This window comes from Salipiger bermudensis, from assembly GCF_017309175.1.
In the GTDB taxonomy this organism is placed as follows: domain Bacteria; phylum Pseudomonadota; class Alphaproteobacteria; order Rhodobacterales; family Rhodobacteraceae; genus Salipiger; species Salipiger bermudensis.
On record NZ_JAEKJV010000007.1, the window covers coordinates 93,206 to 109,378 of the forward strand.

General features: G+C 63.1%; 14 protein-coding genes, 1 tRNA gene and 2 pseudogenes. 8 read left to right on the plus strand and 9 right to left on the minus strand.

Features of this window, described 5'->3' with window-relative positions:
* The first annotated feature begins 36 nt into the window (after positions 1 to 36).
* A tRNA-Pro gene (locus JF542_RS11190) sits at positions 37 to 113 on the plus strand.
* Between the two features lie 71 nt (positions 114 to 184).
* Here JF542_RS11190 and JF542_RS11195 read toward each other — a convergent pair.
* The 4 genes and pseudogenes from JF542_RS11195 to JF542_RS11205 form a co-directional block, all read right to left on the minus strand.
* Positions 185 to 1,168, minus strand: a complete 984-nt coding sequence (locus JF542_RS11195; RefSeq protein WP_207075897.1) for a tyrosine-type recombinase/integrase — start codon at positions 1,166 to 1,168, stop codon at positions 185 to 187.
* Positions 1,169 to 1,185: 17 nt separating this feature from the next.
* A pseudogene (locus JF542_RS24600) lies at positions 1,186 to 1,320 on the minus strand (excisionase family DNA-binding protein); the annotation flags it as partial.
* Positions 1,321 to 1,956: 636 nt separating this feature from the next.
* A complete protein-coding gene (locus JF542_RS11200) occupies positions 1,957 to 3,303 on the minus strand; it encodes an ATP-binding protein (protein ID WP_340689154.1) in 1,347 nt (448 codons plus the stop codon).
* 35 nt (positions 3,304 to 3,338) lie between these two features.
* A complete protein-coding gene (locus tag JF542_RS11205) occupies positions 3,339 to 4,061 on the minus strand; it encodes a response regulator (protein ID WP_207075899.1) in 723 nt (240 codons plus the stop codon).
* A 173-nt stretch (positions 4,062 to 4,234) separates the two neighbouring features.
* Between JF542_RS11205 and JF542_RS24405 the strand changes: the two genes are divergently transcribed.
* From JF542_RS24405 to JF542_RS11235, 6 genes are all read left to right on the plus strand, one after another.
* On the plus strand, positions 4,235 to 4,942 hold the full coding sequence (locus tag JF542_RS24405) for an EF-hand domain-containing protein (RefSeq protein WP_242533713.1): 708 nt from the start codon (positions 4,235 to 4,237) through the stop codon (positions 4,940 to 4,942).
* A 1,219-nt stretch (positions 4,943 to 6,161) separates the two neighbouring features.
* Positions 6,162 to 6,380 (plus strand): hypothetical protein, encoded by a 219-nt coding sequence (locus tag JF542_RS11215; RefSeq protein ID WP_207075900.1) that lies wholly within the window; start codon positions 6,162 to 6,164, stop codon positions 6,378 to 6,380.
* On the plus strand, positions 6,377 to 7,780 hold the full coding sequence (locus tag JF542_RS11220) for a TolC family protein (protein WP_207075901.1): 1,404 nt from the start codon (positions 6,377 to 6,379) through the stop codon (positions 7,778 to 7,780). The genes JF542_RS11215 and JF542_RS11220 overlap by 4 nt, the downstream gene beginning before the upstream one ends.
* On the plus strand, positions 7,777 to 9,129 hold the full coding sequence (locus JF542_RS11225) for a multicopper oxidase family protein (protein WP_207075902.1): 1,353 nt from the start codon (positions 7,777 to 7,779) through the stop codon (positions 9,127 to 9,129). The genes JF542_RS11220 and JF542_RS11225 overlap by 4 nt, the downstream gene beginning before the upstream one ends.
* 59 nt (positions 9,130 to 9,188) lie before the next feature.
* Positions 9,189 to 9,485, plus strand: coding sequence for a copper-binding protein (locus tag JF542_RS11230; protein WP_207075903.1), 297 nt, complete (start codon positions 9,189 to 9,191; stop codon positions 9,483 to 9,485).
* Between the two features lie 175 nt (positions 9,486 to 9,660).
* On the plus strand, positions 9,661 to 9,966 hold the full coding sequence (locus JF542_RS11235; protein WP_207075904.1) for an SHOCT domain-containing protein: 306 nt from the start codon (positions 9,661 to 9,663) through the stop codon (positions 9,964 to 9,966).
* Between the two features lie 94 nt (positions 9,967 to 10,060).
* On the opposite strand, the gene JF542_RS11240 is transcribed toward JF542_RS11235, so the two are convergent.
* Both JF542_RS11240 and JF542_RS11245 read right to left on the minus strand, forming a co-directional pair.
* On the minus strand, positions 10,061 to 10,495 hold the full coding sequence (locus tag JF542_RS11240) for a c-type cytochrome (protein WP_207075905.1): 435 nt from the start codon (positions 10,493 to 10,495) through the stop codon (positions 10,061 to 10,063).
* A gap of 138 nt (positions 10,496 to 10,633) precedes the next feature.
* Positions 10,634 to 11,071, minus strand: a complete 438-nt coding sequence (locus tag JF542_RS11245) for a c-type cytochrome (protein WP_207075906.1) — start codon at positions 11,069 to 11,071, stop codon at positions 10,634 to 10,636.
* Positions 11,072 to 11,707: 636 nt separating this feature from the next.
* Between JF542_RS11245 and JF542_RS11250 the strand changes: the two are divergent.
* Positions 11,708 to 12,142 (plus strand): annotated as a pseudogene (locus JF542_RS11250) (DUF305 domain-containing protein); the annotation flags it as partial.
* Between the two features lie 42 nt (positions 12,143 to 12,184).
* On the opposite strand, the gene JF542_RS11255 reads toward JF542_RS11250, so the two are convergent.
* The 3 genes from JF542_RS11255 to JF542_RS11265 form a co-directional block, all read right to left on the minus strand.
* Positions 12,185 to 14,656, minus strand: a complete 2,472-nt coding sequence (locus JF542_RS11255) for a heavy metal translocating P-type ATPase (RefSeq protein ID WP_207075908.1) — start codon at positions 14,654 to 14,656, stop codon at positions 12,185 to 12,187.
* A 309-nt stretch (positions 14,657 to 14,965) separates the two neighbouring features.
* On the minus strand, positions 14,966 to 15,235 hold the full coding sequence (locus tag JF542_RS11260) for a hypothetical protein (protein WP_207075909.1): 270 nt from the start codon (positions 15,233 to 15,235) through the stop codon (positions 14,966 to 14,968).
* A 127-nt stretch (positions 15,236 to 15,362) separates the two neighbouring features.
* Entirely contained in the window at positions 15,363 to 16,142 is a 780-nt protein-coding gene (locus JF542_RS11265) for a recombinase family protein (RefSeq protein ID WP_207075910.1), read from the minus strand.
* Between the last annotated feature and the right edge of the window lie 31 nt (positions 16,143 to 16,173).

Sequence of the window (16,173 nt, forward strand, 5' to 3'; positions counted from 1 at the left end):
AAGGTCGGCGGGCTGGGGTATTCCGCCCGCCACGGTCGGAGTGTAGCTCAGCCTGGTAGAGCACTGTCTTCGGGAGGCAGGGGCCGGAGGTTCGAATCCTCTCACTCCGACCAATGAAACAAGGCGCCCTCGGGCGCCTTGTTCGTTTCTGAGACAGTTCTCTCTGGTTCGTTGAACCAGACACCTAGTCGAACTCCAGAGCCCTCGCTGCTTTACGAAGGTGTTCGGGGCTGTATCGAGCATAGGTCGACGCAGTGATCCTCGAATCGGAATGTCCGAGATACTGAGCGATCTCGTCCATCGAGTTGCCCGCTTCCGCCAAGTGCACGGCTGCGGTGTGCCGCAGGACATGCGGAGATACGTCAGGCAAGCCGGCTTCCAGCGCTGCGGTTCTGAAGCCCTTCTTGATCGTGTTGACGGGGCCCCCTGCCCATTCCACTACATGGTCAGACAAAGCTGCCTTCTTCGCTTCCACAAGCGCCAGACGGAGGCTATCAGTCATCGGAACGATGGCTCGCCCCTTCCTCTGCCCTTCGCCTGTCCGGAGGTTGATCTGGCGACGCTCGAAGTCCACGCGATCCCAGGTCAATTCCAAAACCGCGGTCACCCGCGCGGCGGTTGAGAGCAACAGTCTAATGGCGAGCTTGATGTGCGGCGCGCATTCGGTCTCGAGAAGTCGCTGGATCTCCTGGCGCGTCAGATACCTTTCCTTGGGGTCAGGCTTACTGGGACGCTCGACATAAGGCGCTCGCTCGATCAACCCTGTCTTCTCTGCCCAGTTCAAGCAGGTTCTCAGCTTGCCGAGCTGCGTCCAGATTGTTCCATCCTTCACGCCCGCGCGTCTCCGGTCCGCGATGTAGGCCTTGCAGTCCTGAACAGCAATCTGATCAGGGCGGAAGGCACCGAACCAAGGCAAAACCGAGCGACCCGTATACTCCATGCTCTCGTGAACCGGGCGACCTATGACCGTCTCGCTGTAGGCTTTCCAGATTGCCTCCACTGTCAGTTCACTCGTTCGCGCTGTCTGTGCGAGGATGATGTCGCGTGCTTCGGCTTCCGCGGTTTCAAGGCTGCGTGCTTCAAGACGATACCTGCGTCTGCGTCCATCTTCCTCTCGCCAAGTGACGACGAAGCGACCGTGAAGTCGACCGATGCGGTATTCATGCACTGCTCATATTCCTCTACTGCCTGCGCCGGGATGCGAAACTGTCTGCCGACCCTGAAGTTCTTGATCTTTCCTGATTTACAAAGCTGACGAACGGTTTCGGAGCTGCAGCTCCAGCGTTCAGCCAGGGTGAGAGGTGTAAAAGGGGGCGACATCGATGCACTCCATTCTGCTCGTGATGCCTTCACTATAGCGGTGCGCGAGCCAGACTGCTTCGAGGGCGATCACGTATCCGTGAACGCCCTTTCTTGCCACCACCCCACTCTCGCGGCGCGCATCTTGGAGGGTAACTCGAACGCTGCTTGCCGGATTCTAGGGAAGGGCGCCGATGCCATCCCAGGCGCACCGATCAGGCGGAGGAGCTACGGGAGGCAGTCAGTCGGGCGGCTGAAAGTGCGGAGACCTTCGATGCAGGCCATGACCTCGTCCAGGGCCGCTTCGGTTCTTGGCGCCAGAGACCCGGAGAGCGCCTGTAAGAGCCTTTACGATCCTTGGGTGGGTTGCCCCCCCTGTGTCCGAAACGCCCCTCAGCGACGCGCGCTGCGTTTCCTGCGGCTAGTTGTGGCGCGCTAGGGCGCATCGAGCCAAAGGCGAGCCACTTTCCGGTCAGCGAGCGATTCAGGACCTCGCCGCTGCGCTCGCCTATACTCTTGAAAAGCTATGACACCGAGTTCTTGGAGATGCCGCTCACGGCGTCATGTAAGGTGCCGCTGGAAGAATGCTTCAGCTAGAGGTCTCTCTGCCTTTCCAGCCTCTGTCTCGTAAAACGTTGCGCTATGATGCAGGGAGCATCACACAAGCGGCAAAGAGACGGTGGCCGTAAGCCCGCCGCCGCGCCGGTTCCTGAGCGCGATCTCGCCGCCATGGGACTGCACAATTGTCCGTGCGATGGACAGACCCAAACCTGCCCCACCCGTGTCGCGAGAGCGAGACGTCTCCAGCCGCACGAACGGATCAAAGACGTGCTCAAGTTGATCCTGGGGGATCCCCGGTCCGTCATCCTTGACTGCGAAACATGCGGTCTCGCCATCACGCCAAACACGAATGTCGGCTTGGTCCCCGTAGCGCACAGCATTCTCGATCAGGTTTCGCAATGCGCGGCGCATCGATGTTTGTCGGAGGCGCACAGGGACCGGATCGGAAGCGGTCTGGAGCTTCACAACATCGGCAGAAGCCCCCATGTCTGCGACGAGCGCCACGACCAGCGCTGAAAGGTCGACGGTCTCGACAGGCTCGGAATTCGAGACGCCCCGTGCGAAGGCAAGCGTGCTTTCGACCATGTCCTGCATTTCCTCTGCGGTTGCGATGACCCGCTCGCGGGTCTCGTCTTCCTCGATCAGCTCGGCGCGGACTCGCAGTGCCGTCAGCGGCGAGCGCAGATCGTGGCTCAACGCTGCGAGCAGCCGCGTCCGGTCATCGACGAAGCGTCGGATCCGTTCCTGCATCCGGTTGAAAGCCAATGTCAGGCTGCGCATCTCCTTCGGCCCAGACGGCGAGATGGATCGAGCCTCAGCGCCGCGACCGAAGTCTTCGGCCGCCAGCGCGAGCGCCCTCAGCGGACCCGTCAGCTGCCCTAAGGCGATCCAGACAGTGGCGCCAATCAGAATCGCCGAAACCCCGAAGGTCGCGACGGCTGTCCAGGCAATCTGATAGGGCGGGCGGTGGAAACGGGTATCGACGTTGAGCCAGTCTCCATCTGCCATTGCGATGGAAATCTTCATCTCCACGGATGATATCGGGACCGGTTGCATCGCCCGGTGCATCCGTTCCATCTGGACGGGCATGCCTGGCATCGGCGACGGCTGGTCATCGGTCTGGTGAAGCTCCAAGCGAACCTCAGGCAAGGGGCTCGTCCCGATCTGTGCTGCGATCTGCCCAGACATAAGCTCGGTGCCGTGGTTCGTGTGGTCCACGGCTGGCGCGGCGGCCAGTGAAAAGCGGACAAGTGGAGAATTGGCCGCCCGCAGGATCGAGGCATGCAGATCTTCCGGAGCTTCGGCGATCAGCCGGGCCACGTTTGCCGCGCGGCTGGCGGCTTCCTGACCGAGCGCAGTCCGCAGGGCCATTTCGCGCTCGTCGGCGAAAAGCCAGGCAACAAGCGCTTGTGCCAAAGCCAGGGTCAGCATGATCAGCAGCACCAACTGCCCACGCATGGACCTGGGGAGAAACCGTCTCATGTCTCGGTCTTCACGTCGGCTACGAAGCAGTAACCTCCGCCGCGAACGGTGGTGATCAAACTTGGCGTGCCTGGGTTTTCTTCGATCTTCCTGCGTAGTCGGCTCACCTGGTTGTCGATGGTGCGATCAAAGACGTGGGCGGAACGGCCGGAGGTCAGTTCCAACAGTTGATCACGGCTGAGCACGAAGCGCGGCCGCTCGAGAAAGACCGTGAGCAAGCGGAATTCAGCGGTGGTCAGGTGGACCTCACGCCCGTCGGCATGGCGCAGTTCCTGCCGGTCGGTATCGAGCGTCCAGCCCGCAAAATGCACCCTGCGGCTGGACAAGGTGCCGGCATGCGGCTCCGCCCTCCCGCTGCGTCGCAGAATCGCCCTGATCCGTGCCAGTAATTCGCGGGGATTGAAGGGTTTCGACAGGTAATCGTCCGCGCCGACCTCGAGCCCGATGATCCTGTCGGTCTCCTCTCCCAGCGCCGTCAGCATGAGGATCGGAATGGTCCCCTCGGCGCTCAATCGGCGGCAGACTGATATACCGTCCTCGCCCGGCATCATGACGTCTAGCACAACGAGGTCGAAGCGGCCGGCCTTGAGCTTCTTGTCCATGTCTTCGGCGTCGCGCGCCGCGCTGGCACGCATGCCGTTGCGCTCTAGATACCGGCTCACCGCATCGCGAATTTCGCGATGGTCGTCAACGATGAGGATGTGCGGGGCGTCCGTCATGCCCCTTGCATACCCCATTCGAACGAGCGCGCAGTTCGAAAATGTTCGCAGCAGGTAATAGGACCCAGCCGTTGCGACAAACCGATACAAATCTCTTCGAAATTGGGATCATGCTGCGACATGAGCACCCCATTTTAAGCGTGTCGAAACGACGAAGCACAGGAGATGTGGTCATGAAACGCTCAGGGAAACTCGCAATCGCAGTGGTCGCCTTCGCCGCAGTCGGCGCGGCAATCACAATTCCAGCGCTCGCCCACGGGCCACAGAATGACGGCTGGGTGCAGGGCGGCCCGGGCTCGATGATGGGCAGCGGGCAAAGCGGCTCGGGCATGATGCGCGGCTCGGGCGATTACAACGAAATGCGTCAAGGCGCCATGGGTCCGGCCATGATGGGTGATGCGGGCTTCATGGAACACATGATGGACATGCACAGCCAGAGCGGTGGCTTTGGAGGTCCGGGCACGATGAACGCAGCGCCCGGCATGGGCATGATGGGCGGCTCCTTCGGCCCAGGCATGATGGGTGAGACTGGGATGATGGGCGCGCTGTTCCAAGACCTCGACACCGATGGTGACGGCACAGTGACATCGAACGAAGCCCAAGATGGGCTGCAGGCAGCGCTCGCGGAAAATGACAGCAACGGAGACGCGACCCTCTCATTGGAGGAGTTCGAAGCGCTTCACAGCAACATCATCCGGCCGATGATGGTCGACCGTTTCCAAGCCCTCGACGCCGATGGCGACGGCCAGGTGACAGAGGGGGAATTCACGGCCCCTGCCGACTGGATCGCTCAAATGCAGAACCGCCGCGCCACCTTCCGTCGAGATCGTCAGTGGCTGCGGAACAGCGGCGAGGCGAGCCCGCCTGAGAACAACAATTGATCAACGAGATGGCCGGACCACTTCAGGACCGGCCACGCCTCACCGCAGGAAAGGAGACAGACGATGATGCACGTCCTGACACGCAGTTTTCTGATCGCCGCCGCGATTGCGGTCCCTTCGATCACTATTGCACACGGCTCAGGCCCCGGCGGCGCGCAAGCTCCCGGATGGTCAGGCCAGCAGACAGCACCTTGCGCAACTCCCGGAGCGGCGGCGCAGCCCTGCGGCACCGCTCCCGGCACCGAGGCATACGGCCCGTGGGGCAACGGCATGTCTGGTCCCGCTGCCGGTCACGGCCCGCAGATGATGCAGGGCTTTGACGGAACTCCCCCTCAGGATGGTAGCTGGGGACCCGGCCATTCCCATGGGCCCGGCATGAACTGGCGCGACTGACGCGGAAGGGCCGCGCCTTGCCTCGCATTGCGCTCAACACATGAAAGGACATGTTCATGATAGGTGCTTCCCAACACGGCTGGGGTATGGCCTTCGGCAGCTTTTGGATGATCTTGCTGGTTATCGTGCTGCTCTTGGCGATCATTGCGCTCTTCAAGTATCTGATGCAGTGACGTCTCTGCGCGAAGGAGGGGACCCCGCCAAGAGCTGAAACGTGGGTGGGCCTTAACTGTCTCACGACTTGCAGTCGTCGGTCCCCTCCATTGAAGCAACGTGCCTTTAGGCAACTGGACCTTCCGAGATCTCGTGCTACTGGGCCCTCAATCGGCCGACAACTGCCGCTCTGACACCGACGTGACTTGTCAGCTCGTCCGTCTTGGTGCATCGATCTACCTATGGTGAAACGTCTCTTGCTCCTGATCGTTCTCTCGCTGTCCGGACTGATGCTCGTGATCTCTCCGGTCGCGGCAAGGGAGACGTCGTCACATGCTCCTTGCCGTGCTTCGATGGCGGTTGCGGAGCATGCCCAGGCACACGACATGCATCACGGACATTTTGCGTCGTCGTCGCAAACGCCTGAAGCCACGCATCAGATCGCGGATGGTCCCACCTGCTGCGACCACGGATGTCTGCCTGACGCCACCGCGTTTTCCACACAGCCCAAGCCGTTCTCCAAAGTGTCGTCCGTCCTGTCCACTTGGAGCGACAGCGACAATGTCGACCTGACAGGTCCGCTGGGCCTGAGGCGACCACCGAAAGCCTGATTTTCCCGTCATGGCGCGCACCGGCGTGCCGGTCCTGAAAATCATCCTTTCGGAGTTTATGAATGAAAACCCTCTTCGCGGCCGCCGTGCCGCTGCTGCTTGCGGGCTGCGCAGAGCCCGTGGCCCTTCCCGTGGCCGGGCCGCTGACCCGCGCCGCCTCTTCCGACACGTTCACGCCAGCGCCATCAGGCCCGGCGATGAACTACACCGCGCATAGTATCGCGGAACCCGCTGATTGGCGGCAACTCAACGATGCGCAGGCGCCGGGAGCCGGGTCATGAATTGCCCGAGAGCGGCCGCGCTGTTGCTTCCCCTCCTGATCGCGGCCTGCGCCGATCAGGCGACCATCGCCACCGCCTCTGCGCCCCAGGCCGGCTTCGCCTTCGTGACCGATGGCGCGCGGCGTGCCACCGGGACCGAGAGTGCCTGGACGCAATCCGCTGCCGAGATCGCCGCGACCGAAGCCCGTGTGCGCAGCCTGATCGCCGGAAAAACCATCGGCCCCGACACCGCGGTGCAGGTCGCCTTGATGAACAATCGCGGACTTCAGGCGGCCTATGCCGAACTCGGGCTTTCTGCGACAGATCTGTGGGAAGCTGCGATCGGCACGCCAGCCAGCCTCGAGCTCTCGCTCGGAAACATCGGAGAGGTCGGTCTCGCCCGCTCGCTCGAGGCGACGATGACCGGTGCGATCCTTGATCTCGCCACGCGAGACGCGCGCACCGCGATCGCGGAAACCCACTTCCGCCAAGCCCAGCTGGCCGCGCTTGGAGAGACCGTGGCTCTTGCGGCTGAGACCAGGCAGGCCTGGATCGACGCTGTGGCCGCCTTCGAGGCGGCCTCGCTCATTGCCCGAGCGCAGAACACTGCCGATGCAGCCTCGGAACTCGCCGCCGAACTGGGGCGGACCGGTGCGATGAACCGTGCCGATCAGGCACGGGAGCATGTCTTCACCGCCGAGCTTGCCGGAGAGCGTGCGGATGCCCGGCTCGAGGCGCAGCTCGCCAAGGAGCGACTGACGCGCCTAATGGGATTGTGGGAGAGCGACATCGCCTACTACGTTCCCGATGCGCTGCCGTCGCTGCCAGGGAGGCAACCGGGGCGCAGCGATGCCGAGCGGCTAGCGATGCAGCACAGGACCGACCTCGCGATCAGTCGCCTCGAGCTCGAGGCCGTGGCGCGGGAATACCGGCTGGACAGTGCAACGCGGATGCTCAGCGACATCGAGATCGTCGCCGGAGCTGAGGCCACTCGTAGCGACGAAGGCGACACCGAGACCGAGCGCGTGCTGGAGGCCAGTCTTGAGATTCCCATCTACGACACAGGTAAGCTGATCTCGCGCCGGGCGGAGCTTGCCTACATGCGCGCGGCCCACGAGTTGGCTCGGCGGGCGGTCGACGCGCGCTCCGAGGCGCGCTCCGCCCACGCCGCGGTAACGGGCAAATACCGCATTGCGCGGCACTGGCGTGACGAGGTTCTGCCGCTGCGCCGCGAAATCGATGCCGAGGCGCTCAAAAGCTACAACGGCATGCTGACCTCGACTTTCGAGCTGATCTCCGACGCCCGCGACGGGCTCGAAGCGCAGCTCTCGACCGCTGAAGCGAAGGCCGATTACTGGCGCGCCGAGGCGGATCTTGCCGCCGTCATCTGGGGTGGTGCATCCATGGGAGACAGCGAATGAACCGCAGACAACTCCTCGCAGGCGGCGCCGGTGCCGTCCTGGCCTCGGCGGCCGCCGCCGAAACCCGCTTCCGCGATCTGCCCGAGGCGGCCGCGACCGACAGCCCCTACACGCAGGTTCCGCCACGCCCCGGAGACGGGCCGGACTACAACCCGGTGGTCACGCTGAACGGCTGGTCGCTGCCGTGGCGCATGAACGGCAACGTCAAGGAGTTCCACCTTGTCGCCGAGCCGGTCGAGCGCATCATGGCTGATGGCATGATGGCGCGCCTCTGGGGCTACAATGGCCAGTCCACTGGCCCCACCATCGAGGCGGTCGAGGGCGAGCGCGTCCGGATCTACGTCACCAACCGCCTGCCGGAACACACGTCGGTGCATTGGCACGGCCTGATCCTGCCCTCGGGGATGGATGGTGTCGGGGGCCTCTCGCACCCGGCGATCCCGCCGGGCAAGACCTTCGTCTACGAGTTCGACCTGACCAAGTCCGGCACCTTCATGTATCATCCGCACGCGGATGAGATGGTGCAGATGGCGATGGGGATGATGGGGCTCTTCATCGTGCATCCGCGCGACCCGGCCTTCATGCCGGTGGATCGCGACTTCGCCTTCCTGCTGGCGGCCTATGACATCGATCCAGGCACCTACATCCCGCGCGTCGCCGAGATGACCGACTTCAACATGTGGACGTGGAACAGCCGGATCTTTCCCGACATCGACCCGCTCGTGGTGAACAAGGGAGACCGGGTGCGGGTGCGCTGCGGCAACCTGACGATGACCAACCACCCGATCCACATGCATGGCTACGATTTCGAGGTGACCTGCACCGATGGCGGCTGGGTGCCAAAGAGTGCCCGCTGGCCGGAGGTGTCGATCGATATTCCCGTGGGCGCCATGCGCGCCTACGAGTTCGACGCGGTTCATGAGGGCGACTGGGCGATCCACTGCCACAAGTCGCACCACACGATGAACGCGATGGGTCACGATCTGCCGACCTTCATCGGCACCGACAAGCGCAGGCTGACCCAGATGATCCGCCGTCAGCAGCCGGGCTACATGCCGATGGGCACCGCTGGGATGGCCGACATGGGCGAGATGTCGATGGAGCTACCCGACAACACGGTGCCGATGATGGCCGGCTGGGGCCCGTTCGGGCCGCTCGAGATGGGCGGCATGTTCTCGGTGGTCAAGGTCCGCGAGGGCATCGCCCCCGACGATTACTCGGATCCCGGCTGGTATCAGAACCCGCCGGGCACGCAGGCCTGGGAATGGACCGGCGAGCTTCCCGAGGAGGCCCGCAACAACAGCCCGGCCACCATCCTGACCGCGAAGAACCACCTCAACCAAGACTGACTTTATCCGGCGCCCCGGTGCGCCGGGTGCCTCACACAACGTCTCGAAAGGAGACCCCCATGAAGATCCTTACCGCCCTTGCCGTCACCCTCGCCATGTCCGGTGCCGCGTTCGCCCAGATGTCGCACGGTGACATGCCAATGAGCCACGGGACCATTACCAAGATCGACACCAAGTGGAACAAGGTTACCATCGATCACGGCCCGCTCGAGAGCCTCGACATGCCCGCCATGAAGATGGTCTTCGACCTCGCAGATCCGTCAATGATGGACAGCCTGACAGAAGGTCAGGAGATCACCTTCTCCGCAGACCGGGTGAACGGCAAACTGACCGTCACCGAGATCGCGACCGAGTGACACGCTGACGGCCCACACATGGCCGGCCCTGAAAGACACCAAGGCCCGCTTCGGCACATGCCGGAGCGGGCCATTCTGTGTCGGCTCGGGATGGAGGGCGTTTGCGGCATCTCAAGGTGGCGTGGGGCTGATGAGGGCAAACTGACCTCCCGACTCATGGACAAGGGAGGATGCCATGAAACGTCTCATCGCTCTGTTCTCCGTGCTGGCCGTGCCTGCGCTGGCTGATCAGGGAGAGTATTACGGCCACATGATGGATTGGGGCTACGGCCACAGCATCGGCATGCTGTTCGGCCCAGTCCTCTGGCTCGTTGTGCTGGGACTGGTCGTTGCGGGTGTCATCTGGCTGGTGCGTCGCACCGATGGCGAACCGGCACCGCGCTCAGCGACCGATGCACGCGCCGAGCTCGATATGCGCCTTGCCCGCGGCGAGATCGATGCGGAGGATTACGAGGCCCGCCGAGAGCTGCTGTCGAAATGACCTAAGGGCGGAACTCGATACGAGCCCGGCCCGGGAGGCGCCCCGAGCCGGAACGAGAGGGAGCGCGCATCGAGCGCGCGCCACCCTCAGAGGCTTACTCGCGGAAGGTCGCGTGGCAGGCCTTGCAGGTCGCCCCGAGCTGACCGAGCACCGGGCCGAGATCCGGCGGTGCGGAGACGCTGCCGGCGAGCCGCTCGGCCACCGTCTCCGCATCCCGCGCGTGTTTGGTGAAGCTGTCCCATTGCTCCCAGATCACTGGCAGCGCTTCGGATTTCGGGTCCGTTGCCGGGGTTTCGAACATCGCCGGCACCTGAGCGGATTGCGCGGCGATCTCGATCAGCGCCGCGTTCACGGCGTCCGCGTCGAAATCCGATTCCCCCTTGGCCATGCTGCCGATCACCTTCATCTGGTCGCTGATGCTGCTCATCACCATCATGCGGGCCATGACATCCTTGTTGGTGACCCCGCTATGCGCGAGTGCAGCGGTGCCAGCCGTGATCAAAGCCAGTGCGATTGCCGTCTTCTTCATTCCTGTTGGTCCTTCTTCCTATGTTTGATAAATATTTGCCTGCCCGCCCTGTCAGGCGACCTCGATCCACGTGGTCATGCCGGATGCCGCATGAGGCCGGCGCAGACCGCACGGCGGGTAATGGTCGGTCCGATCATCTCAGTTGATCCCGTTGACACGCTGCAACTCACGCACATACGTGACGATCGCGGCAACATCGCCGCGCGTCAGCCCCTGCTGCGGCGGCATGTTCCCGAACGACCAATGATGCGCCTGCACGCCGCGCTCGACCGCCATGAAGAACGCCATATCCGCATGATGCGAGGGCTCGTAGATCTTGTGAACGAGAGGCGGGCCGGAACCATCGACTCCCGCACCGTTGTCGCCGTGGCAGGCGGCGCAGACCGCGTCGAAGGCGCGTTCTCCAATCTGCGCCTCGGATGAGAGGCGGTCGGGGAGCGAGACGCTTACAATGGCGCCTTTCTCCAATGGCGCTTGGCTGGTGGTCGGCGTGTCCTGCTGGCCTCCCGTAAAGAAGAGGGTTGCGCCGATTGCGGCGGCCGCGACAACGGCGCCGATAAGAATTGTCTTGTTCATTCGAGTGTCCTTGACCGCACGAGGGTCGGGCCCTGCGCGTCGGCTCCTGTCCTATCTGATAGGCCTGGGGGGCGGGCCTGTGTCCGAGTGATGGAAGATCAGACGCGGGGAGGTGGCAGGTCGCAGATCGGCGGGACAGCCGCCCCGGTTTCGGCGGCTGGCAAGGGGAAACGATCTGAATCAGTCGCAAACGCGACAGGGAGGCCCGCGCTGCCGGGAAGCAGGGCCGCCGAGCAGGAGGCCATGTGGTGGCATTCGGGTGCACCGACATGGTCATGGCCCGGCGCACCATCGACCTCGGGGCAGTCCGGACAGCCATGAGCGTGATGCCCTGCCGTCTCACCTTCAAGGACGGACATCGCCGTGCCCGCCTGCGGAAGCGCGGCGAGGGCAAGGAACCAGGTCAGCAAAATGAGGGCAAGGATGCGCAAAGCTGCTCCGCTCATGATCGGGCGGGAGTGTGCCCCGAGCCTGCCGCTCCGGTCAAGCCTCCGCGCCACGGCTTCACGGGCGCTTTTTCGGCTGCCCTCGCAGAATGTCCTCCCGAGAGGCTTGGAGGCATGCTTGGGCCTCCAAGATCTAGGAACTCTACGAAGGGCTCGCCGTTGATCTGTAGTTCTTACAGGAGAGTCTGCCATGTCATACGGTCGTTTCGCTGCGATGATCATCACCTCGACGGTCGTGATGTTCGTTCTGATGTATCTGAACACCTATGCACTCGATCACGTCACGTTCTCCGAGACGCGCACCTACATGGCGCTGCTGATGGGTGCCGTGATGGCAATCATCATGCTGGGTTTCATGCTGTCGATGTATACCAATCGTGTGGCCAATATCGCGATCTTTGCCGGTGCTGTGGTCGCCGCTGCGACAAGCCTATGGCTGGTCCGGTCGCAAGCCACTGTCGGGGATGTCAGTTACATGCGCGCAATGATCCCGCACCACTCCATAGCGATCATGACCTCGCGCCGCGCCAATATCGAGGATCCGCGAGTGCGCGAACTCGCCGACGGGATTATCGAGGCGCAGGTTAAAGAAATCGCAGAAATGAAGGCGCTGATCGCGGACCTGACCAGGGAGACCGCGCCAGAGTGATACGGCGGTCCGGTCCGCTCAGAGCTTTGTCGCCTTCAGACGCAGTGCGTTTCCGATCACCGATACCGAAGACAGGCTCATAGCCGCCGCCGCCACGATCGGCGAAAGCAGGACACCAAGGAAGGGGTAGAGGATGCCTGCCGCAAGTGGCACGCCCGCGGAGTTGTAGACGAAGGCGAAGAAAAGGTTCTGCCGGATGTTGCGCATGGTCGCCTCGGCAAGGTGGCGCGCTCGCACGATGCCGCCGAGATCCCCTTTTACCAGCGTGATTCCCGCGCTTTCCATCGCGACATCCGCGCCGGTGCCCATGGCAATGCCGACATCGGCAGCGGCCAGTGCAGGGGCGTCGTTTACCCCGTCGCCGGCCATGGCGACCGACAGCCCCTCCTTGCGCAGCTTCTCGATCAGCGCGTGCTTGTCCTCGGGGCTGACCTCCGCATGCACCTCGTCGATATTGAGCTCCCGCGCAACCGCTTCAGCGGTGGCCTTCGCATCGCCGGTGGCCATGACGATGCGCAGCCCGGCCTCGTGCAGCGCCCGGATGGCCTTGGGCGTGCTCTCCTTCACCCGGTCGGCAACCGCGACCAGCCCTGCGGGGCGCCCGTCCACGGAGACGAACATTGCCGTCTTCCCTTCCTTTTGCAGCGCTTTCGCCCGGTCCAAGAGTGAACCGGGCTTGACGTCCTCATCCTCCAGCAGCGCCGCGTTGCCGAGTGCGACGCGCTGGCCGCCGACGCTTCCGGTCACCCCTTTGCCGGTGACCGCCTCGAAGTCCAAGGCCTCCCACTCTGGAGCTCCGGTCGCAAGAGCACCGCTCGTGATGGCCTCGGCCAGCGGGTGCTCGGAGCCCCGTTCCAGTGCGGCAGCGAAGGCAAGCAGCTCGGCCTTGTCCATGCCCTCCGCAGGCTCGGCGTCGGTCAGCGTCGGTTTGCCCTCGGTCAATGTGCCGGTCTTGTCCACGACAAGGACGTCGACCTTTGAGAAACGCTCCAGCGCTTCGGCGTCACGGATCAAGACTCCAGCCTGAGCACCGCGTCCGGTCGCTACCATGATCGACATCGGCGTGGCGAGCCCGAGCGCGCACGGGCAGGCAATGATCAGCACCGAGACCGCTGCGACGAAGGCGTATGAAAGCGCGGGGGATGGCCCCAAGAGCACCCATGCGAGGAAGGCCAACGCAGCCACGCCCACGACGGCGGGCACAAAATAACTTGCAACGCGGTCCGCCATGGCCTGGATCGGCGCACGCGAGCGCTGAGCCTTCGAGACCATTTCGACGATGCGCGACAGCGTCGTCTCGGAGCCTACGCTCTCTGCTCGCATCAGGAAACTGCCAGACTTGTTGAGCGTCCCGCCAGTGACAGGTTCACCCTCGGTCTTCTCCGCGGGGACCGGCTCGCCGGTTATCATGCTCTCATCGACCGAGGACCGGCCTTCGGTCACCACGCCATCCACCGGCACGCTTTCGCCAGGCCGGACGCGCAGAATGTCGCCAGAGGCGACCTCTTCCAGCGGCACATCCTCTTCGGAGCCCTCCGCCAAGCGGCGCGCGGTCTTGGGGGCGAGATCGAGCAGGGCGCGGATTGCGTCGCCGGTGCGCTCGCGTGCGGCGAGCTCCATGACCTGCCCGACCAGCACAAGGACGAGGATCACCGCGGCCGCCTCGAAATAGACCGGCGTCATCCCCATGCGATCGCGCATCGTCTCGGGAAAGAGCTCCGGTGCCAGCAGCGAGACCACCGAAAAGACATAGGCCGCCCCCGTCCCAAGCGCGATCAGTGTCCACATGTTGGGCGAGCGGTTCACGATCGACGCCCAGCCACGCTTGAAGAAAGGCCAGCAGAGGATCACGACCGGTGTCGCCAAGGCGAACTGCAGCCAGCCGAAGAGCCCGTGGCCGATCCAGGTCCCGAAGGGGATGCCGACATGTGCACCCATTTCGAGCACGAAGACCAGCGCCGCCAGCGGCGCCGTAATGTTGAGGCGGCGTTTCATGTCGACGTATTCGGGGTTGGGGCCGCTGTCCGCCGACGGCCTCATCGGCTCGAGCGCCATGCCGCACTTAGGGCAATCGCCGGGCGCATCGCGGATGATCTCGGGGTGCATCGGGCAGGTATATTTGGTGCCCTCGGGCATCGCTTGGGGAGCAGACCGCTCGCCGAGGTAGGCTTGTGGATCAGCCTCGAACTTTGACAGGCATCGCTGTGAACAGAAGTAGTGTTTCTCGCCCTTATGCTTGAGCATGTGCGCAGCTGTCGAACGGTCCACCTTCATGCCGCAAACCGGGTCGGTGGTCTTGAGGTATGAGTTTGGATCCGCGCGGAACGTGTCGCGGCAGCCCTCTGAGCAGAAGTGGTAGCGGTGTCCATCATGCTCAAGGCGGGGCTTGGCCGCCTCAGGGTCCACGATCATGCCGCAGACCGGGTCGCGGATCACCTCGTCTGCAGAAGATGCGGGAGAGCCGCCGTGATGATCGTGGGTCTGAGCCATGTGAGCCTCCGTTTAGTGCGCTGGATGCTCCGTTATTTAGAGGGGTTCCAGTAGAGGTCAGGTCAAGAAGTCTCGGTGCGACGTCGCAAACGAGGTGAAGTTGCTTGGCCAGATAGTGTCTGCGTCGAGAGGAGCCTTCATCCTTGAACCTACTCGGCGCCAGAATGCATCCCCTTCACATCCACGCTTAATTCCTAGGACTTCGTATTTACCTGGGCACTTTCACCGGATCGCGCCGGGACGTCGAGCCATTCCTCGCCGCGGATCGCTGCCTCGGCCGCAACAGCGCGCGGGCATCGGTGATGCTGATCACGCGAAGCCGGTCAATTTCAAGATCGCAGCCGTGAGACCTATGACGGCGAAGGCAGCGCCAAATGGGACAAGGAGCGACTTCGCGGTGACACGTGTTTGATCCTCAAACTCTTTCCAAGAAAGCGGTCTTCCGTATCGCAGATCGCTCACTTCCACGCGGAGTTGTTTGACCTCTGCGCGCAGCTGCTCGATCGATGATTTTGTATCGCCTTCTTCGCACCGGGTGTGTGCCGCATCACCGGAGCAGCATGGTGGTGAACTCGTCATCTCGCTCTCCTGTGTTCGATGAAGACATCCTGTGGGTCACCGAGAACAAAGTCCAGAAAGTCCACCATGCACTCATCGACGTCGCCGGAAGACGGGTCGCCAGGACCAAGCCCGACCTCCTACGGCACTAGAAGGCGCCGAAGAGGGGGGTGAGCATCCGATACTTTGCGCGCTCCTGCTCGAGAAGCTTCATGGCCTTGGCGCGAGGCGCGCGCACTCGAGAAGCAGTCCAGTCATTGCTATGCCCGGTCCGGATACCTCGGTCGTTCAAGAGCTTCGCGACCTCTTTATGGGTCAAACTGACCGGATCGGCCTGGTGGCGCAGCACATCAGCGATTTTGTGAATGAGCGTCTCACTCGTGTTCGACCACGTCTTCACCCCGAGCGGCTGCACGCTGTAGATCTCCGGATTCCCGAAGACTGCACCTTCCGCGCGCTTCTTCGCCATCTCCTCCTTTGTGCGCCGGGAGATCTCATTTGCCACATGCTCACTGCGCTTATGACGTGCAGCGCGAGAGGCTGCATCCAGCGAGCTGGCATCCTCGACGCAGACGATCTGTTTCTCATCCGGGAGAACATCGCGAATCTGCTTCTCGAACCCAGCGTGGCGGGTCAAACGGTCCCACCTCCAGACGATTATTTCAGCCTCATCGCACACCGCGTGTTTGAGCGCATTCTGCAGGCCCTGGCGCGCATGGAAGCTTTTCTCCCCGCGACCGGATGCAACGTCCTCGTAGAACTCGAGAAGGACGTAACCAGCCTTCTCGGCGAAGGTCTCGATCGCGATCCGCTGGGCTTCAAGGCTCATGCCGAACTTTCCCTGCCTCTCCGTCGAGACGCGTGCGTAGCCAACCGCCAGCTTCCTGTGTGCCTTTGCGTTGTGCTGCTCGTCCGTCATCGTGCTCATCTGCGTGGTCTTCCTCATCTAGACGTGTGCT

What these genes read in the sequence shown, in the direction of transcription:
- JF542_RS11205 (WP_207075899.1), bottom strand. Translation starts at nt 4,061, where the DNA reads ATGACGGACGCCCCGCACATCCTCATCGTTGACGACCATCGCGAAATT.
- JF542_RS24405 (WP_242533713.1), top strand. Translation starts at nt 4,235, where the DNA reads ATGAAACGCTCAGGGAAACTCGCAATCGCAGTGGTCGCCTTCGCCGCA.
- JF542_RS11215 (WP_207075900.1), top strand. Translation starts at nt 6,162, where the DNA reads ATGAAAACCCTCTTCGCGGCCGCCGTGCCGCTGCTGCTTGCGGGCTGC.
- JF542_RS11220 (WP_207075901.1), top strand. Translation starts at nt 6,377, where the DNA reads ATGAATTGCCCGAGAGCGGCCGCGCTGTTGCTTCCCCTCCTGATCGCG.
- JF542_RS11225 (WP_207075902.1), top strand. Translation starts at nt 7,777, where the DNA reads ATGAACCGCAGACAACTCCTCGCAGGCGGCGCCGGTGCCGTCCTGGCC.
- JF542_RS11230 (WP_207075903.1), top strand. Translation starts at nt 9,189, where the DNA reads ATGAAGATCCTTACCGCCCTTGCCGTCACCCTCGCCATGTCCGGTGCC.
- JF542_RS11235 (WP_207075904.1), top strand. Translation starts at nt 9,661, where the DNA reads ATGAAACGTCTCATCGCTCTGTTCTCCGTGCTGGCCGTGCCTGCGCTG.
- JF542_RS11240 (WP_207075905.1), bottom strand. Translation starts at nt 10,495, where the DNA reads ATGAAGAAGACGGCAATCGCACTGGCTTTGATCACGGCTGGCACCGCT.
- JF542_RS11245 (WP_207075906.1), bottom strand. Translation starts at nt 11,071, where the DNA reads ATGAACAAGACAATTCTTATCGGCGCCGTTGTCGCGGCCGCCGCAATC.
- JF542_RS11255 (WP_207075908.1), bottom strand. Translation starts at nt 14,656, where the DNA reads ATGGCTCAGACCCACGATCATCACGGCGGCTCTCCCGCATCTTCTGCA.
- JF542_RS11260 (WP_207075909.1), bottom strand. Translation starts at nt 15,235, where the DNA reads ATGACGAGTTCACCACCATGCTGCTCCGGTGATGCGGCACACACCCGG.
- JF542_RS11265 (WP_207075910.1), bottom strand. Translation starts at nt 16,142, where the DNA reads ATGAGCACGATGACGGACGAGCAGCACAACGCAAAGGCACACAGGAAG.